This window comes from Streptomyces sp. NPDC060027 (genome assembly GCF_042737005.1).
Classification (GTDB): domain Bacteria; phylum Actinomycetota; class Actinomycetes; order Streptomycetales; family Streptomycetaceae; genus Streptomyces.
The window spans coordinates 1-16,923 of record NZ_JBHWVI010000045.1; the positions used below are offsets into that span (position 1 = coordinate 1).

Sequence of the window (16,923 nt, forward strand, 5' to 3'; positions counted from 1 at the left end):
CCAACTCACCCCGGAGCCGGTCCACTTCCCCCAACCTCATTCCGGGAAGCTGCCCACACTCAGCCGAGATCACTCAACGTAACGAAGCACTACTATTCACCGGGAAGCCGGCCGGCGGTGATGCCGGTGAGGACGAGGTCGATGCCGGCGAGGAACTGCTCGCGGTCGTCGTGGTCGCGCAGCTGGTCCGCGACGGCCCGGGTGAACGGGTAGTCGGCGGGGTCGAGCGCTTCCCACGCCTTCGATACGGAGTCGAGGAACTCGGTGCGGCCCACCCCGGCCCCGAGAGTGCGGGCGCTCGCGGTATTCGCGGCGTTCTGGCCGGCGGCGCCGAGGATGTAGTGCACCAACGCCGAGGTCGCCGTGAACCAGCCGTCCTGGGGCACGCCCAGCGCGGGGACCTGCCGACCGACGCTTTCGAAGATCCGCGGCGTGACCGAGCCCCAGGGGCTGCGGGAGAGATGCGTCGAGAGCTGCGTGGCGAGCCACGGGTGTTCCTCGATCGCGTCGAACAGACCGAGCGCGACGCCGCGGATCTCGTCCCGCGGCGAGCCCGGGGACTCGGCGGGCTCGACGGCCAGAGCGGCGGCGACGACCGCGTCGGTCGCGGCGTCGAGCAGCTCACCCTTGTTCACCACATGCCAATAGATCGCCCCGGGCCCGGTGGCGAGGCGCTCGGCCAGGGCCCGGAACGTCAGCCCGCCCTCGCCCGCGCCGTCGAGCAGCTCGACGGCGGCCTCGACGATGCTCTCCCGTGAGAGCGCCTCCGTGCGCCGCTGTGACCGGCGCGTTCGCGTTGCCATGCCCCCATCCTAGACGGACCTTGGAACGCCGTTCCAGCTTGACAGGGAATGGAACACCGTTCCATCCTGGAGTGGCTGGAACGACGTTCCAGAAGGTGACCCGCCAGGTGGAGGTGTCCGCCGAGCGGTCCGCGATCAGGAAGGAAGCACCATGACCACTCCCGTCACGATCATCGGCGCCGGACTCGGCGGCCTCACGCTCGCCCGCGTCCTGCACGTCCACGGAATCCCGGCCACGATCTACGAGGCGGAGACCTCTCCGAGCCAGCGGTCGCAGGGCGGCATGCTCGACATCCACGACGACACCGGCCAATCGGCTCTCCGGGCGGCGGACCTGATGGACGAGTTCCGCGGCATCATCCTGGAGGGCCGCGAGGCGACACGGGTCCTCGCCTCGGACGGAACCGTGCTGTACGACGACGACAGCACGCGTGGACGCCCCGAGGTGCTGCGCGGCGAGCTGCGACGGCTCCTGCTCGACTCGCTCCCGGCCGGCACCGTCCGGTGGGGCCACAAGGTCAGCGGCGTCCGCACCCTCGGCGAGGGGCGCCACGAGGTGACCTTCGCCGACGGCGGCACCGCCGTCACGAACCTGCTGGTCGGCGCGGACGGCGCGTGGTCACGGGTCCGGCCGCTGCTTTCCGACGCGACACCCGAGTACATCGGCCGGTCGTTCATCGAGACCTACCTGTTCGACGCCGACACCCGGCACCCGGCCGGCGCGAAGGCGGTCGGCGCCGGAGCACTGTTCGCGCTCACCACGGGGAAGGGAATCCAGGCTCACCGGGAGAGCGGCGGGACCCTCCACACCTATGTGGCGCTCTCCGAACCGCAGGACTGGTTCGCCGGTATCGATTTCACCGATTCCGCCGCGGCCACCGCGCGGATCGCGCAGGAGTTCGACGGCTGGGCCCCGGAGCTCACCGCGCTGATCACCGACGGTGAGACCGCGCCGGTCCTGCGCACTCTCAACGCCCTGCCCGACGAGCACCGGTGGGACCGGGTGCCGGGGGTGACCCTGCTCGGCGACGCCGCCCACCTCTCGGCCCCGAACGGCGAAGGCGCCAACCTGGCCATGTACGACGGCGCCGAACTCGGCGAGGCCATCGCCGCGCACCCCGACGACCCCGAGGCCGCGCTCACCGCGTACGAGCGGGCCCTGTTCCCCCGCAGCGCCGCGGCCGCCACCGACGGCGCCGAACTCCACGAGCTCCTCTTCGGCGACAACGCGCCCCACGGCCTGATCAACATGTTCACCGGACACGAGCAGGCCCGATGAGCCACGCGCCGTGCGGGCCCGGGCGCACCGGTGAACCGGCCAGGTCCTGATACCGGCGCCCGACGCCGTCGCCGTCTACTGCGGGACCTCGTCGTCCTCCACCGATGCGATGTCCACTGGCTCGTCAGGCGCGGAGTCCGTGCTCATGGCGTCTCACCGCGGTCCCGCGGAGAGGTGTCGCCGCTGGCGTAGGTGGCCAGGATCAGTCCGCCGGGGTGCTCGTCGTCGCGGACAAGGCGCCAGGTGTTGCCGCCTCCGTCGTCGATCGACTCGTCGTCACCGTGCCGCCACTGAGGCAGGACGTTCTCGTTCACATGGGCGGCGAGCCGCCGCGCCACTTCGTCGATGTTCTCCGACGTGACCTTGAGACCCAGCTTGTGCCGGGCGTAGAGGTCCACGACCTTCCCCCCGACCGCGAGGTCGATGTGCCTCGCCACTCCCTCGCGCTTCCAGGCGGGCATGCGGTTCGGTCCGGCGATGCGGGAGGCGACGCCGGTCCGGTACTGGGCCCAGGTCCGTTCCATGTGCCGGGTGCAGTACCGAAGGATGTGGCTGCGATCCTCGCTGATGAGCAGGCCGTAGCCGTGTTTCGGGAAGTAGACGCGCCAGGCGCCTGCCTCGTTCCGCTCCGTGGCCGCCTGGTCGGCTATGAGATCTTCGAACAGCGATCGGATCTCGGTCTCCGCGTTCTGCGGCTCGACCGCGTGGACCTTGGCATAGGTGGCCACAGCCCCTGGCGTGACGTCGATCTCGTACGCCTCGTCGGAGTCCATCCCCAAGGGGGCGGGCTTCCAGTCCCCGGGTCCCCAACGCCAGGCGGAGCGACGCGGTTTGGCCTCGGCGTCGGTGGTCGGCGGCTCGGGTGTCGTGTACCCCTCGCACTGTCCGCACCAGCCGTCGGCCCGGTTCGTGGCGTTGCCACACCTGACCCCATCGGCGCCGTAGCGGACGCATGCCCGCCTCGGCGGTGCTGGAGTGATCACTCGCCCCCCACTGATTCCTCGTCACGCACCATCGCGACCTCGACCGAAGCCCGCATGAGGAACGTTATGCGCTGGCCGTCGCGGAATGGACGACTTCGCTCGCCACCGTCGTCGGCGGCCGACCGGGACCGCGCGCAACCGCACGGCTTCTGTGGACGTGGAGCTCCCGACACCTTCGGCCACCGCTCCGGCTCCGGCCGGAGCGGTGGTGCGGCAGTCTCCTCCTTTCCGTGCCGCGGAGTGGCGCGTCGTCGGGGCGGCAGACTGCTCCTGTCCGTGCCGCGGGGCGGTGCGGTGTCGGGGCGGCCGTCTGCTCCTGTCCGTGCCGCGGGCTCGGCCCTGGTCGGGTGGGCGATGCCCAGGCCGGAGAGCCCGGTTCCGCCCGGCGTGCCACGGGCGATGTACCAGGTGAGGGGGCAGTAGGCCGTCTGGCCGAACATTTTCTGCCGACTGCGGTGGGGCCGCTTTAGCGTGGTCTCCACGACTGGAGGTGGAGCATGCCGAAGGAGCCAACGCTGGGCCGGTTGGGCATGGAAGCGCGCAGTGTGAAGTTTCCGGATGGCAGCCGCGGGATCATCCTGGTGAAGGCCGGGATCCCTCAGGACGAGGCGGATGCGCTCGCCGCGCAGGTGTGGGCGGAACGGCCGGAGGCGGGCGTGCCGAAGGGCTGAGCCCGCAGCGGAAGCCCCGGAGCGCCCCGGGCGACAGCATCCGCGTGTCCACACGCCGCCGGCGCGGACGATGGCGGCGGGCGCGTCCGCCCGGGGACGATCTCGCAGAACGTGAGCGCATCGCCCGGGCGGCGAGAACTCGACCCCCGGCTCCCCGTCGGCATCGTCGAGTGCCCCGGGCCGCCGCCCGAGGCAACCGAAGCCCCTGCGCGCTGAGTCGGACGAACGGCGGGGCGTCGGTCGCGTGCGCCGTGACGAAGGGCATACGACTTGCGTAGCCGCCCGGTAGCGCAGTGTCAGTCCTTGCCCCTAGGCTGGTGCGCATGTCCCCCGATTTCACTCCGTCTGGTTCCGTGCGGTCTGCCGCCGCGTTGAACGAACAGATCCGCGCCCTGTGGACGCGAGCGGGCGGCTCCCTGTCCGCACAGGAGCGGGCGGAGTATGAGCTGTTGGTCGTGAAGTGGGCCGAGGCGATCCGCGGGGAGATCATCGAGGCGGCGTGAGGCCGTCCCGGCCTGCCGGGACAACCACCCCACCGATACGTCGACTTGGACGCCGGAGAACGGCCGGGGCTCACCGCCCGCCGGACACCCGCAGCACCGCCCCCGTCGTGTACGACGCGTCGGGCGACATCAACCACGCGATGGCGGCGGCGATTTCCTCGGCCCGGCCGACGCGGCGCAGCGGAATCGACGAGGCGGCACGCTCGGCGCGGCCCGGGTCGCCCATGGCCGCGTGCATCTCGGTGTCGATCATGCCGGGAGCGACCGCGTTGACGCGGATGCCGTCGGGACCGAGTTCCTTGGCGAGTCCGGTGGTCAGCGCGTCGACGGCGGCCTTGCTCGCCGCGTAGTGCACGAACTCCCCGGGACTGCCGAGCGTGGCGGCCGCCGAGGACACATTCACGATGGCGCCGCCTCCGAGGGCGGCCATGGACCGGGCCGCGCGACGCGAACACAGCAGCGTGCCCAGCAGGTTGACCTCGATCACGCGCCGCAGGTCGGCGGGGTCGGTGTCCGCGAGCCGTCCGAGCGGTCCGGTCACCCCGGCGTTGTTCACCAGCCCGGTCACCTGGCCCACCCGGTCCGCGGCCGTGTCGAAGAGCCGCTCGACGTCGGTCTCGTCGGAGGTGTCCACGCGCACCGTGACACAGCGCGCCCCGGCCGCGCGGACGGCGGTCGCGGTCCGCTCGGCGGCCTCGGCGTCGCTCAGATAGCCGACCACCACGTCATGCCCGTCCGCCGCGAGTCGGACACAGGCTGCGGCTCCGATCCCCCGGCTGCCACCCGTGACGATCGTGACCGGACGTGCCATAAAAGCCTCCTGGTACGGCAGACCGAATCCCCCGGACATCGAATATCCCCGACCAGCCTCTTGGCGTGGCAAGCCCCGTGGCCAACACTGAGCCGATGACGCAGCGTGTGGAGCTCGCGACCGTGCTGGACCGGTTCGCCGTGGACGAGATCGTCACCGCGTACGCGGTGGCAGTGGACGACGGCGACTGGGAAGGGTACCAAGGGCTGTTCACGTCGGACGGACGGGCCGACTACCGTTCGGCCGGCGGTATCGAGGGCGACGCCACCGAGGTCACCGGGTGGCTGTCGCAGAGCATGGAACTGTTCGCGATGCGCCAGCATCTGATCGTCAACCGGCGCCTGCGGTTCGGCGTGCTGGATCAGGACTCCGGCGACACGGCCCGGGTCCAGGCGGACTACATCAATCCGATGAGGTTCGCGGGACAGGACGGCGAATCCACCGCGCCCGACTTCGTGTGCGGTGGGCGGTACGCCTTCGGTCTGCTGCGGACCGACGACGGCTGGCGGCTGCGCCAGGTGGTCGTCCAGGAGAAGTGGCGCCGGATGCCACAGCCCCGGCACGCACCCGCGAGCACCTGAGTCACCCCACCTGGGGCGCTCCCCCGTGGACGCGCCCCCTCCCGGTCTCATTGCCCCCTGTCGGAGATCGCCGCCGACGCGCACACTGGAGGGACCACCGGGGAGGGAGGCGAAGGATGAAGAGGCCCGACGCTGGATTCGGCCGATGGCTGGTCTCCCCTTGGCGGCGCGGCGTCGTCGCCGCGCTGGCGGGCGCGCTGCCCATGCTCGCCTTCCCCGCGCCGTCCTGGTGGTGGTTCGCGTACGTCGCGCTCGTGCCCTGGATCCTGCTGGCCCGCTCGGCTCCCACGAGCCGGCGTGCCGCGTACGACGGCTGGCTCGGCGGACTCGGTTTCATGCTGGCCGTGCACCATTGGCTGCTGCCGAGCCTGCATGTCTTCACGGTGGTCATAGCGGCGCTGCTCGGCGCGCTGTGGGCGCCGTGGGGCTGGCTCGTCCGGCGGTTCCTGGCGGGCGTCCCGTCACCGGGCCAGGTCGGCGCCGCCCTCCTCGTCCTGCCGTCGGGGTGGCTCATGGTGGAACTCGCCCGTTCCTGGCAGGGCCTGGGCGGTCCGTGGGGTCTGCTGGGATCGAGCCAGTGGCAGGTGGAGCCCGCGCTGCGGCTGGCCTCGGTCGGCGGGGTGTGGCTGCTCAGCTTCCTGGTGGTGGCGGTCAACGTCGCGGTCGCCGTGCTGGTCTCGGTGCGTGAGTCCCGTATGCCCGCCGTGGCCGGACTGGTCGCGACGGCCGCCGCGACCTCGGCGGCCTGGGTGTGGTCGCCGCGCCCGGATGTCGACGGCCGGGTACGGATCGCCGTCGTGCAGCCCGGTGTCGTGGACGGCAGCGCGAGTGGCGACAAGCGGTTCGCGCGCGAGGAGGCGCTCACCCGGGAACTCGCGGGCCGGGGCGCCGACCTGGTCGTCTGGGGCGAGAGCAGCGTCGGATTCGACCTGGCCGACCGGCCCGATCTGGCGCACCGTGTCGCGGCGTTGTCCCGGGAGGTCGGCGCCGACATCATGGTGAACGTCGACGCGCGCCGCTCCGACCGGCCCGGCATCTACAAGAGCTCGGTCCTGGTGGGGCCGCAGGGTCCGACCGGCGACCGCTACGACAAGATGCGGCTGGTCCCGTTCGGCGAGTACGTTCCCGCGCGTTCCCTGCTCGGCTGGGCCACCTCCGTGGGCAAGGCGGCCGGCGAGGACCGTATGCGGGGCACCGAGCAGGTGGTGATGAACGCCGGACACGGGCTGCGCGTCGGGCCGATGGTCTGCTTCGAGACGGCGTTCCCCGACATGAGCCGCCACCTCGCCCAGGACGGCGCCGAGGTGCTGCTGGCCCAGTCCTCGACGTCGAGTTTCCAGCGCAGCTGGGCGCCCGAGCAGCATGCCTCGCTCGCCGCGCTGCGCGCCGCCGAGACCGGCCGCCCCATGGTGCACGCGACGCTCACCGGCGTCTCCGCCGTCTACGGCCCGAGCGGTGAGCGCATCGGCTCCTGGCTCGGCACCGGCGCGAGCAGGGCGACGGTGTACGAGGTACCGGTGGCCCGGGGCGTCACGCCGTACGTCCGGTTGGGCGACTGGCCGGTGCACGCGGCCCTGCTGGTGCTGGCGGCGCTGTGCGTGACGGAGGGCGCGCGGGCGTTCAGGCTGCGGCGGACTGCTCCTGAACCGCTCGTACCACCCGCTCGCACAGCTCATGAGTCGCCAGCGCGTCCCGGGCGCTGAGCACCTTTCCCGCGCGCACGGCGTCGAGGAACGCGAGGACCACCTGCTCGATGCCGCGTTGTCTGGCCACCGGCACCCAGTCCCCGCGCCGTCGCACGGTCGGCTGCCCCTTGTGGTCGATCACCTCGGCGAGGTTGACCACCTGTCGCTTGGTGTCCTGGCCGGAGACCTCGAGGATCTCCTCGCTCGACCCGCTCAGCCGGTTCATCACACCGAGGGCGGTGAATCCGTCTCCGGCGAGCTGGAGCACGACATGGTGCAGCAGCCCGTCCTCGGCACGGGCGCGCACCGTCACGTCGTCGACCGGACCGGGCACCAGGAAGCGCAGGGTGTCGACGACGTGGATGAAGTCGTCGAGGACCATCGTGCGGGGGTCCTCGGGCAGCCCTGTGCGGTTCTTCTGCATGAGGATCAGCTCGCGCGGGTGCTCGACGCATTGCGCGTATCCGGGCGCGTGGCGCCGGTTGAATCCGACCGCGAGACTGACGTTCCGCTCCTCCGCCAGGTGTACCAGCCGCTCCGATTCGGTCAGCTCGTAGGCGAGCGGCTTGTCGACGTACGTCGGTACGCCCGCCTCCAGCAGGCGCGTGACGATCTCGGGGTGGGCGACGGTGGCCGCGTGCACGAACGCCGCGTCGAGGTCCTGTGCCAGCAGGTCCGCCAGGTCGGTGTGGCGCTGCGTCGGCGGCAGATGAAGGCTGTCGGCGACCCGGTCGAGTGTGGCGGGCGTCCGGGTCTGCAGATGCAGTTCGACCCCGGGCTGCACACCGAGAACCGGCAGATACGCCTTCTGCGCGATGTCGCCGAGTCCGATGCAGCCGACCTTCACGGAGATCTCCTTCAGTTGCCGACGCGGGTCCCGTCGGAAGCATACGGCGGCTGCGGCGGGCGCCGGTCGGCGATTCCGTCGAAGCTGCGCGGGAAGAGCGCGGGCCCCGCCGTGGACAAGGCCGTGATCGCCGTGTTGCGCGGGGGGACTCCGGCACGGTTGCCCATCCTGTTCGTCCGGGCCGCCTGAAGGCCTTTCGGGCGATGGCGGCCGTACGGCGTCCCCGGTCCGCCGAGGAGGCGGCCGGGTCGGCGCCCCGTGCCGCTTCGGTGGGGTGGGCCGGCACGATCGCGTCCTCGACGGCCGCCTGGTTCCCGCCCTGTCCGAGGGCCGGCGCCATGGCGTGCGCCCCATCCGAGGGCCGGCGCCATGGCGTGCGCGGCGTCGCCGAGTCGCCGAGCTGTCCGGAGGCTCCGGCCCCGCCCCGGCCGACGGCGCGTACCCTGGGAGCGGGTCAGCTCGCCGGTCTCCGCACCCGCCGTCGGAGCGTAAGGATCACTCGTGCGGGGCATCCTGGGCTTCTCCGCTCCCCAAAGCGGTCCGGAACCAGCAGAGTTGTGTGGGTGTATCGAACGACGACGACCGCAACGCTCCTGGTCACCGTGGCAGTCAGCGCCCTCTCGGGCTGTATGACCGTCCAGCCGGTGCCCGCCTCCGGCTCTCCTTCCGCCCCGTCCGGGACCGGCGTGCCCCGTCCGGACAGCAGGGCGGAGCCTCAGATCGTGCAGGCGCCGGCGCGGGAGGCACTGGAGCGCGTCGGCCCTTCACGGAAGCCTTCACCCGACGCGGCGGCCCGGCACCGGGCGACTCCCCCGCCCCAGGCACCGCAGGCCGTGGCACCCGCGCCCCCTCCGCAGCGCTCCCGCCCGGCCCCGCATACCGAGCCGCGGCACCCGAAACCCCGCGCCGCCCGCCCGCCCGGCACCTCCGACCTGCCGAAGAGGTCCGATCTCTGCGCCCTCGGCAGGAAGTACGGGGGTTGGACGGCGGACAGCCCGGAGTCGGTCATCTGCGCAAAGACGTACGGACGCTGACGCGCCCCGCCGCACCCGGTCCGGGTCGCGGCCCGGCCGCGGGACAGGTCGCGGAGCAGGTCGCGGGACAGGTCGCGGAGCAGGTCGCGGGCCAGGTCGGCGGTCGGTCGGGCAGTCGGCGAGACACCCCGGAGAGGCGGCGTTCGAGGCGACGCGCCGGGGCGGCGCGGGACAGGGTTCAGGGCCGCTGTCTGGGCGGCCCCAGCGTCTCGCCGCCGGGGCTGCCGAAGCGGTCGGCTCCGCCGGTCTCCACGGGGTTGCCGGTGCCCTTGAGGCGAAGCTCCAGGCGGCCGATCGCCGCGCGGACGCCGTCCCCGTATCGGTCGTCCCCGAGGACGCCGACCGCGCCACGGGCCCGGCGCAGATGAGTACGGGCGGCCTCCGAGCGGCCGAGCTTCACATAGTCGGCGGCGAGGTTCAGATGGAGTGAGGGGTAGATCGCGCGGACGGCGAGGGACTGGTGGCGTTCGGCGATCCGGTCGTCGGTGAGCTCCTCGGCCGCCGACAGGGCCCGCAGATCCCAGGCGAGTTCGTCCGCGGGGTCGTCCTGGGTGTCGGCCATGTAGTGCGCCAGCGTGCAGCGGTGGAGGGCGTCGCCGCCTTCGCCGATCTCGCCCCACAGGTCCAGGAAACGACCGCGGGCCTCCTCGCGGTCACCGGCGTGGTGCAGCATGACGGCCTGTCCGATCCGGGTCATCATGGCGTCCGGCGCCGCCTGCTCCTGTTGCTCCGCCACCGCGTCCTCCAGGCTCGTCACTGTCCCTCACGACGCTAGCCGGAGCCGCTGACAATCCCGCTCAGGCGCCCCCGTACGCCGCTGGGCCAGGCCGGTGACGGTCCTGGCCAGCGGCTCGGCGTCAGCCCAGGTCCGGGATGCGCCAGTCGATCGGCTCATGGCCCTGGGCGGCCACGGCCTCATCGATCTGCGTGAAGGGACGCGAGCCGAAGAACTTCTTCGCGGACAGCGGTGAGGGGTGTGCCCCCTTCACCACCACGTGCCGCTCCTCGTCGATCAGCGGGAGCTTCTTCTGCGCGTAGTTGCCCCACAGCACGAAGACCGCGGGGTCGGGGCGGTCGGCCACCGCGCGGATGACCGCGTCCGTGAACTTCTCCCAGCCCTTGCCCTTGTGCGAGTTCGCCTCGCCGGAGCGGACGGTCAGCACCGCGTTGAGCAGCAGCACGCCCTGCTCGGCCCACGGCATCAGATACCCGTTGTCCGGGATCGGGGTGCCCAGCTCCTCCTTCATCTCCTTGTAGATGTTCCGCAGCGACGGCGGGGTCTTCACGCCGGGACGGACCGAGAAGCACAGGCCGTGCCCCTGGCCCTCGCCGTGATACGGGTCCTGACCGAGGACGAGCACCTTCACCCGCTCGTACGGGGTGGCGTCGAGCGCGGCGAAGACCTCCTCCCGCGGCGGATAGACGGGACCCTTCGCTCGCTCCTCCTCGACGAACTCGGTGAGTTCCTTGAAGTAGGGCTGCTGCAGTTCCTCACCCAGGACGCCGCGCCAGGACTCGGGCAGCATGGCGATATCGGTCACGTCAACTTCCTTCGATGTGCGGTGACTTCCAGACCACAGAACCTACCGTCGCCCACTGACAATCGGTTCCCGTCCCCCGCGTCACCGACCGGTTGCCCTGTTCTCCGGGCAACCGGTCCCCGGGTCCGCTACCAGCTGGTCTTACGGTCCAGCTCCCACATCGTCATGATCGTCGACGGGTCGAGGGCCCGCTCGGCGCCCGAGATCTCCTCGTTCGCGGCCACGTACTGCCTGCCCTGCCACAGGGGCAGCAGCCGGGCGTCGTCGACGAGGATCTGCTGGGCCTGCTCGAACTCCTTGACCACCGCCCCCCGGTCGCTGACGCCGCGCGACTCGGGCAGCAGCTCGTCGGTGATCCGCGGTGCCGGATAGGGCGTACCGAGCGCGTTCTGCTGGCCGACGAAGGGCGCGATGAAGTTCTCGGCGTCCGGGAAGTCGGGGAACCAGCCTCGGCCGAACACCGGGTACTCGCCGTCGCGGTAGCCCGCTTCGTAGGTCTTCCAGGGGCGGCTCTTGAGCGTGACGGTGAACAGGCCGGAGCGTTCGAGCTGGCTCTTGAGTTCGCGGAACTCCGGGGCCGTCTCGGAGCCGTAGCGGTCCGTCGTGTACCAGAGCGTGAGCGGGACACGCTCGTTGATGCCCGCGTCCCGCAGGATCTTGCGGGCCTTGGGCGCGCTCGGGCTGCCGTAGTCGTCGAAGTAGACGGTGGTGTGCCCGATCAGGCCGGCGGGGACCATCGAGTAGAGCGGGTCGACGGTGCCCTTGTAGACCTTGTGCGTGATGGCCGGCCGGTCGACGACCTGGGCGATCGCCTTGCGGACCGCGAGCTTCCCGGCCCACTTGTCCTTCGGGTTGAAGACCAGGTAACTGATCTCGGTGCCCGTGCCGTCGATGAGCTGGAGGTCCGTCTTGGAGCTCTGCCCCCGGAGCGCGACGATGTCCGCTGCGGCGAGGCCGCGGTAGGTGACGTCGATCTTCTTGTCCCTCAGGGCCTTGACCATCTGGGCCGAGCTCGGGAAGTAACGGATCGTGACCGCGCTGTTCTTGCGCTCGGCGAAGCCGTCGTAGTGATCGTTCCTGACGAGTTCGGCCTGCTGGCCCTCCTTGTAGGACCGCAAGCTGTAGGGCCCGGACCCGAAGACCTTGTTGTCCTTGCGCAGGGCGTCGGCGGGGTAGTCGTCGGGGTCGACGATCGACATCGCCGGCGTGGCCAGGACGAACGGGAACGTGGCGTCCGGCTTGTTGAGGTGGAAGACGACCTCGCGCTCGCTCAGCGCCTGGACCCGGTCGAGGCTGCCGAGCAGGCCGGCCGGGCCTCCGCGGACACCGATCTTCCTGATCCGGTCGATGGAGTGCTTGACCGCCCGGGCGTCGAGCGGGTCCCCGTCGGAGAACTTCATGTTCGGACGCAGCACACAGCGGTAGGTGCGATTGGATCCGTCCGTGAACGCGCAGCTCTTGGCGGCGTCGGGCTTCGGGGTGACCGAGCCGGTGGGATAGCCCAGCAGCGTCTGGTAGATGTTGCGGAACAACTCCCACGAGCCGTCCCAGGAGGCGGCCGGGTCCAGCGTGCTGGGGGCACTGGTGGTGCCCACCACGATCGGTCCCTCGTCGTCGGACGATCCCGGGGAGAGAACGCCGCACCCGGCCACCAAGCTTATGGACGTGATCGCCGCAAGCTGTCGAAGACATCGGTTCCGGTTGAACACGCGCACGCTCCTCGATCTGCCGTACCAAGGGTCGGCAGACCATACCGCAGTGCCCCGCCGGGGGAACCATGTTCCCGGCAGGGCACTTGATCAGCACATTTGTGACTACGTTGTCAGAGCTCTGTGAACCCGCCGACTCACCGGATATCGGACTTCTTGCCGCTCGGAGCGGACAGCAATTCCGTCAACTCGCGACAAGATGCCGGTCGGTTGCCCGCGCGCGGGGCGCGGGGCCCCGGCGCGCGGACAGCGTCCGCGCTGACGTCGTGTCACTCGACTCCGGCGTTGAGGAAGATCCCGCCGTCGACCACGAGCGTCTGACCGGTGACCCAGTCCGACTGCTGCGAGGTGAGGAAGGCGGCGGCGCCGCCGATGTCGGAGGGCACGCCGAGCCGGCCGAGCGGGTAGGCCGCGGCGGCCTCCGCCTCACGGCCCTCGTACAGCGCGGCCGCGAACTTCGTCTTCACCACGGCGGGCGCGATCGCGTTGACCCGCACCTTGGGCGCGAACTCGTGCGCCAGCTGCACGGTCAGGTTGATCATCGCGGCTTTGCTGACGCCGTACGCGCCGATGAACGGCGAGGGGGCGAGGCCGGCGACGGAGGCGATGTTGACGATCGCGCCGCCGTTCTCGCTCTGCCAGGCCTTCCAGGTCTGCTGGGCGAAGCCGAGCGCGGAGACGACGTTGGTCTCGAAGACCTTGCGCGCCACATTGAGGTCCAGCTCGGCCATCGGCCCGAACACCGGGTTCGTACCGGCGTTGTTGACCAGGAAGTCGACGCGCCCGAAGGCCTCCATGGTGCGCTCGACGGCGACGGCCTGGTGGGCCTCGTCATGGGCCTTGCCCGCCACGCCGATGACGCGGTCGGCGCCGAGGGTCTCGACGGCCTCCTTGAGCGCGTCCTCGTTACGGCCGGTGATGCAGACCCGGTCGCCGCGGGCGACCAGGGCCTCCGCGACGCCGTAGCCGATGCCGCGGCTCGCACCCGTGATGAGCGCGACCTTGCCCGAGAGTTCGGGGAGTGTGGTCATGTGCGTTTCCCCCGGCCCTAGTTGAGCGGTCCGCCGGCGACGTACAGCACCTGGCCGGAGACGAATCCGGCGGCCTCGCCGGTGAAGAAGGCGATGGAGTTGGCGATGTCGTCGGGGTTGCCGACGCGCTGCACGGGGATCTGGGTCGCGGCGGCGGCCTGGAAGTCGTCGAAGTCCATTCCGACGCGGGCGGCGGTGGCGGCGGTCATGTCGGTGACGATGAAGCCGGGCGCCACGGCGTTCGCGGTCACGCCGAACTTGCCGAGCTCGATGGCCAGGGTCTTGGTGAGGCCCTGGAGACCGGCCTTGGCGGTGGAGTAGTTGGCCTGGCCGCGGTTGCCCAGCGCCGACGAGGACGACAGGTTGACGATGCGGCCGAACTTGGCCTCGACCATGTACTTCTGGACGGCCTTCGCCATCAGGAAGGCGCCGCGCAGGTGCACGTTCATGACGGTGTCCCAGTCGGACGCGCTCATCTTGAACAGCAGGTTGTCGCGCAGGACGCCCGCGTTGTTCACCAGGATGGTCGGAGCGCCGAGCTCCTCGGCGATCCGCGCGACGGCGGCCTCCACCTGGGCCTCGTCGGAGACGTCGCAGCCGACGGCGATGGCCTTGCCGCCGGCGGAGGTGATCTTCTCCACGGTGTCCTTGCACGCGGCCTCGTCGAGGTCGATCACCGCGACGGCGCGGCCCTCCGCGGCCAGACGTACGGCGGTCGCGGCGCCGATGCCGCGCGCGGCACCGGTGACTACGGCGACACGCTGCTCAGTGGTGGACATTGCTGGTTCTCCTCGCCCTTGGAAAAGCCGGCCCAAGCCCGGCCAAGCTGTCTCGACAACCTTGCGGCGCCTTCGGTGTCCCGAAAGAACTGCGGCTCATACGGTACGCCCATCCAGTGAGCGACCGCTTAGTACCTTCAGCAGACGTGACGCTAGAAGCCCTGGCACTCGGTGTCAACGGCACACCGCGCGCGTGTGATCCATTACCTGACCAGCAACTGGAGCAACCGGTCGACCTCGGCGCGCGGATCGACGGTCAGGCCGGTGTGCACGGGACCCGGCTGAACCACCGTCGAACGCGGCGCGATCAGCCAGCGAAATCGCCGTCCGGCGTCGTCGCCCGCCGCTTGACCAGCGGCTTTTCCTCCGGTGCAGACACCTTCGACCGCGCGCAGCGCGGCCCGTACGCCCACCACGTCCGCGTCCGGGTCGAGCGCGAACAGCTTGTTCTCGTCCAGATGGGTGCGCGCCGCGACGAAGGAATGGGCCCGGCAGTACACCAGTACCCCCGCGTTGAAGCACTCGCCGCGCTCGACCCGCGGCACCACGCGCAGCAGCGCGTACTCGAAGACGTCCCGCTCGCTCACTTGTCCCCCTCGATGCCGTCGATGCCCTTGATCCGCTCGTGGATGACGCCGGCGCGCGCCAGGAGCGGCCGTGCGTAGGCGCGCCGCAGCGCGTCCGGCGAGTGGAAGCCGGGCTCGTCCGCCAGCCATGCCTCGGGGATCTCCGCGGTGACCTCGGCGAGCAGATCCTCGGTCACCAGCGGGGCCAGCTCGGCGGCGGCCGAGGCGATGTCCGGGCCGAAGGGCGTGAGCGCGTGGTCGGAGACGTCGTACGGCTTGGCGGCGGAGGCCTCCGCGCCGGGCCAGTGGTGGTGCCAGATCATCGTGGCGCCGTGGTCGATGAGCCACAGGTCGCCGTGCCACATCAGCAGGTTGGGGTTGCGCCAGGACCGGTCGACATTGTTGACCAGGGCGTCGAACCAGACGATCCGGCCGGCGTCCTCGGCGCTCACCTCGAAGGCGAGCGGGTCGAAGCCGATGGCGCGGGAGAGGAAGTCCATCCCGAGGTTGGGGCCGCCGCTCGACTTCAGCAGTTCCTGGACCTCCTGGTCCGGTTCGGCGAGCCCGAGGACCGGGTCGAGGCCGATCGTGACCAGGCCGGGCACCCGCAGGCCGAGCCGCCGGGCGAGTTCACCGCAGACGACCTCCGCGACGAGCGTCTTGCGCCCCTGTCCCGCGCCGGTGAACTTCATGACGTACGTCCCGAGGTCGTCGGCCTCGACGAGTCCCGGCAGCGAGCCGCCCTCACGCAGCGGCGTGATGTAGCGGGTGGCGTTCACTTCCTTGAGCATCGCCCCAGGTTACTGGGGTGGTCCCGCCCGGCGGACGCTGCCCGGAGCGCGGCCGGAGGCGGTCCGCGGATCGCGGCGGCTCTCCTGTCGAGACGCTGTCGATCCGGTCAAGAAGTCTTCATCCCCTGAACAGCGTGCGGGGCGGGACCGTACTTCTGGGCAGATCCACATCTCGCCCGTTGAAGGGAAGGCCAGCATGACCAGCGAATCGCTTCACCCCGCACCGGCACCGGCCCGGCGCACCGTCGTGGCCGCGGTCGGCGCGGCGGGGCTCGCCGTCGCGCTGAGCGCGTGCGGAGCGGACGACAATGCCTCCGACACCGTGGGCTCCGACAACGGCGCGGCCGGGAACGCGGGCGGCACGGAACTCGCCAAGACCTCCGACATCCCGGAGGGCGGCGGCAAGGTCTTCTCCGGCCAGGGCGTCGTGGTGACCCAGCCGACGGCGGGAACCTTCAAGGCCTTCTCGTCCAAGTGCACCCATATGGGCTGTGCGGTCAAGGGCATCGCGAACGGTGTCATCAACTGCCCTTGCCACCACAGCGAGTTCTCGGCCACCGACGGCAGTGTGAAGAAGGGGCCGGCGACGAGCGCGCTGGCCGCCAGGACCATCACCGTCGCAGGCGACTCGATCATGCTCGCCTGACCGCCCGCGATGTCAGGGGCGGCGTCGCCTGAAGCAGGCGAGCACGTCGTCGGTGGTCGTGATCGTGGCGACCAGCGCGAGCGTGTTCCTGATCATGGCGGGGGTGTACTCGGAGGGGACCCCCGCGACGGCGTCCGCGGGCACGACGACGGTGTAGCCGCGGTTCACGGCGTCGAACACGGCGTTGGGGATGGCAATGTTGGCCGAGACTCCGGTCACGACGAGGGTGCGACAGCCCAGGTTGCGCAGCAGCGGGTCGACGTCGGTGCCCGCGATCGGCGACAGGCCGTGCAGTCGGCGTACGACGAAGTCCTCCTCGGCGACCTGGACGGGCGGTGCGATCCGTACCGCCGTCGACCCGGTCAACTGCTGCACGGGCAACCGCTCGGCGGCCCGGAACAGCCGGGCGTTGCGGTTCGCGCCGCGACCGTCGGGGCGGCGCTCGGCGACCGCGTGGATCACCTGCACCCCGCTCTCGTGCGCGGCGTCGACCAGCCGGGCGACACGGGCGAGCGCTCCGGAGGACCGTGCCTCCTTGGCGAGTTCCGGTAGCGCGCTGTCCAGGCCCACGACACCCTGTTGGCATTCCACGGTGAGTAGCACCGTGCCGACGGGGTCGAGGAGTTCACTGAGTTGTTCGAACGACGGCATGACTCTCCTTGT

Annotated in this window: 18 protein-coding genes; 6 read left to right on the forward strand and 12 right to left on the reverse strand. The window is 71.0% G+C overall.

Annotated elements, in window-relative coordinates:
- Positions 1-92: 92 nt before the first annotated feature.
- A complete protein-coding gene (locus tag ACFWBT_RS14345; RefSeq protein ID WP_385699588.1) occupies positions 93-803 on the reverse strand; it encodes a TetR family transcriptional regulator in 711 nt (236 codons plus the stop codon).
- Positions 804-954: 151 nt separating this feature from the next.
- Here ACFWBT_RS14345 and ACFWBT_RS14350 point away from each other — a divergent pair, with 151 nt between their 5' ends.
- Positions 955-2,082 (forward strand): FAD-dependent oxidoreductase, encoded by a 1,128-nt coding sequence (locus ACFWBT_RS14350; protein ID WP_385699591.1) that lies wholly within the window; start codon positions 955-957, stop codon positions 2,080-2,082.
- Between the two features lie 143 nt (positions 2,083-2,225).
- Here the strand turns inward: ACFWBT_RS14350 and ACFWBT_RS14355 are convergent, their stop codons facing one another.
- Positions 2,226-3,065, reverse strand: coding sequence for a hypothetical protein (locus tag ACFWBT_RS14355; protein WP_385699593.1), 840 nt, complete (start codon positions 3,063-3,065; stop codon positions 2,226-2,228).
- Between the two features lie 497 nt (positions 3,066-3,562).
- Here ACFWBT_RS14355 and ACFWBT_RS14360 point away from each other — a divergent pair, with 497 nt between their 5' ends.
- Positions 3,563-3,736: a hypothetical protein gene (locus tag ACFWBT_RS14360; RefSeq protein ID WP_266756206.1), complete on the forward strand. Its 174-nt coding sequence runs from the start codon at positions 3,563-3,565 to the stop codon at positions 3,734-3,736.
- A 323-nt stretch (positions 3,737-4,059) separates the two neighbouring features.
- The gene (locus ACFWBT_RS14365) at positions 4,060-4,239 is read left to right on the forward strand and encodes a hypothetical protein (protein WP_266756208.1); all 180 of its coding nucleotides are present in this window, start codon (positions 4,060-4,062) and stop codon (positions 4,237-4,239) included.
- Positions 4,240-4,309: 70 nt separating this feature from the next.
- On the opposite strand, the gene ACFWBT_RS14370 is transcribed toward ACFWBT_RS14365, so the two are convergent.
- Entirely contained in the window at positions 4,310-5,050 is a 741-nt protein-coding gene (locus tag ACFWBT_RS14370; protein ID WP_385699595.1) for an SDR family NAD(P)-dependent oxidoreductase, read from the reverse strand.
- A gap of 95 nt (positions 5,051-5,145) precedes the next feature.
- On the opposite strand from ACFWBT_RS14370, the gene ACFWBT_RS14375 reads away from it, so the two are divergent.
- Positions 5,146-5,631 (forward strand): nuclear transport factor 2 family protein, encoded by a 486-nt coding sequence (locus ACFWBT_RS14375; protein ID WP_385699598.1) that lies wholly within the window; start codon positions 5,146-5,148, stop codon positions 5,629-5,631.
- A gap of 116 nt (positions 5,632-5,747) precedes the next feature.
- Entirely contained in the window at positions 5,748-7,334 is a 1,587-nt protein-coding gene (gene lnt / locus ACFWBT_RS14380) for an apolipoprotein N-acyltransferase (protein WP_385699601.1), read from the forward strand.
- Here the strand turns inward: lnt and ACFWBT_RS14385 are convergent.
- The 8 genes from ACFWBT_RS14385 to ACFWBT_RS14420 all read right to left on the reverse strand — a co-directional run bounded on the left by ACFWBT_RS14385 (position 7,252) and on the right by ACFWBT_RS14420 (position 15,614).
- On the reverse strand, positions 7,252-8,163 hold the full coding sequence (locus tag ACFWBT_RS14385; RefSeq protein ID WP_385699603.1) for a Gfo/Idh/MocA family protein: 912 nt from the start codon (positions 8,161-8,163) through the stop codon (positions 7,252-7,254). The two genes, lnt and ACFWBT_RS14385, sit on opposite strands and share 83 nt — an antisense overlap.
- Positions 8,164-9,375: 1,212 nt before the next feature.
- Positions 9,376-9,933: a hypothetical protein gene (locus ACFWBT_RS14390; RefSeq protein WP_385699605.1), complete on the reverse strand. Its 558-nt coding sequence runs from the start codon at positions 9,931-9,933 to the stop codon at positions 9,376-9,378.
- Positions 9,934-10,054: 121 nt separating this feature from the next.
- Positions 10,055-10,738: a uracil-DNA glycosylase gene (ung, locus tag ACFWBT_RS14395; RefSeq protein ID WP_351534760.1), complete on the reverse strand. Its 684-nt coding sequence runs from the start codon at positions 10,736-10,738 to the stop codon at positions 10,055-10,057.
- Between the two features lie 128 nt (positions 10,739-10,866).
- On the reverse strand, positions 10,867-12,447 hold the full coding sequence (locus ACFWBT_RS14400) for an ABC transporter substrate-binding protein (RefSeq protein WP_385699608.1): 1,581 nt from the start codon (positions 12,445-12,447) through the stop codon (positions 10,867-10,869).
- Positions 12,448-12,716: 269 nt separating this feature from the next.
- Positions 12,717-13,478 carry an SDR family oxidoreductase gene (locus tag ACFWBT_RS14405; protein WP_385699610.1) on the reverse strand — a complete coding sequence of 254 codons (762 nt, stop codon included), beginning with the start codon at positions 13,476-13,478 and terminating at the stop codon, positions 12,717-12,719.
- A gap of 17 nt (positions 13,479-13,495) precedes the next feature.
- Entirely contained in the window at positions 13,496-14,257 is a 762-nt protein-coding gene (gene fabG / locus ACFWBT_RS14410) for a 3-oxoacyl-ACP reductase FabG (protein WP_266756229.1), read from the reverse strand.
- Between the two features lie 203 nt (positions 14,258-14,460).
- Positions 14,461-14,844 (reverse strand): DUF3037 domain-containing protein, encoded by a 384-nt coding sequence (locus ACFWBT_RS14415; protein WP_385699612.1) that lies wholly within the window; start codon positions 14,842-14,844, stop codon positions 14,461-14,463.
- A complete protein-coding gene (locus tag ACFWBT_RS14420) occupies positions 14,841-15,614 on the reverse strand; it encodes a HipA family kinase (RefSeq protein ID WP_385699614.1) in 774 nt (257 codons plus the stop codon). The genes ACFWBT_RS14415 and ACFWBT_RS14420 overlap by 4 nt, the downstream gene beginning before the upstream one ends.
- Before the next feature lie 196 nt (positions 15,615-15,810).
- Here ACFWBT_RS14420 and ACFWBT_RS14425 point away from each other — a divergent pair, with 196 nt between their 5' ends.
- On the forward strand, positions 15,811-16,260 hold the full coding sequence (locus ACFWBT_RS14425) for a Rieske (2Fe-2S) protein (RefSeq protein WP_385699615.1): 450 nt from the start codon (positions 15,811-15,813) through the stop codon (positions 16,258-16,260).
- 12 nt (positions 16,261-16,272) lie between these two features.
- Here ACFWBT_RS14425 and ACFWBT_RS14430 read toward each other — a convergent pair whose 3' ends face one another.
- Positions 16,273-16,911: a cysteine hydrolase gene (locus ACFWBT_RS14430; protein WP_385699617.1), complete on the reverse strand. Its 639-nt coding sequence runs from the start codon at positions 16,909-16,911 to the stop codon at positions 16,273-16,275.
- Between the last annotated feature and the right edge of the window lie 12 nt (positions 16,912-16,923).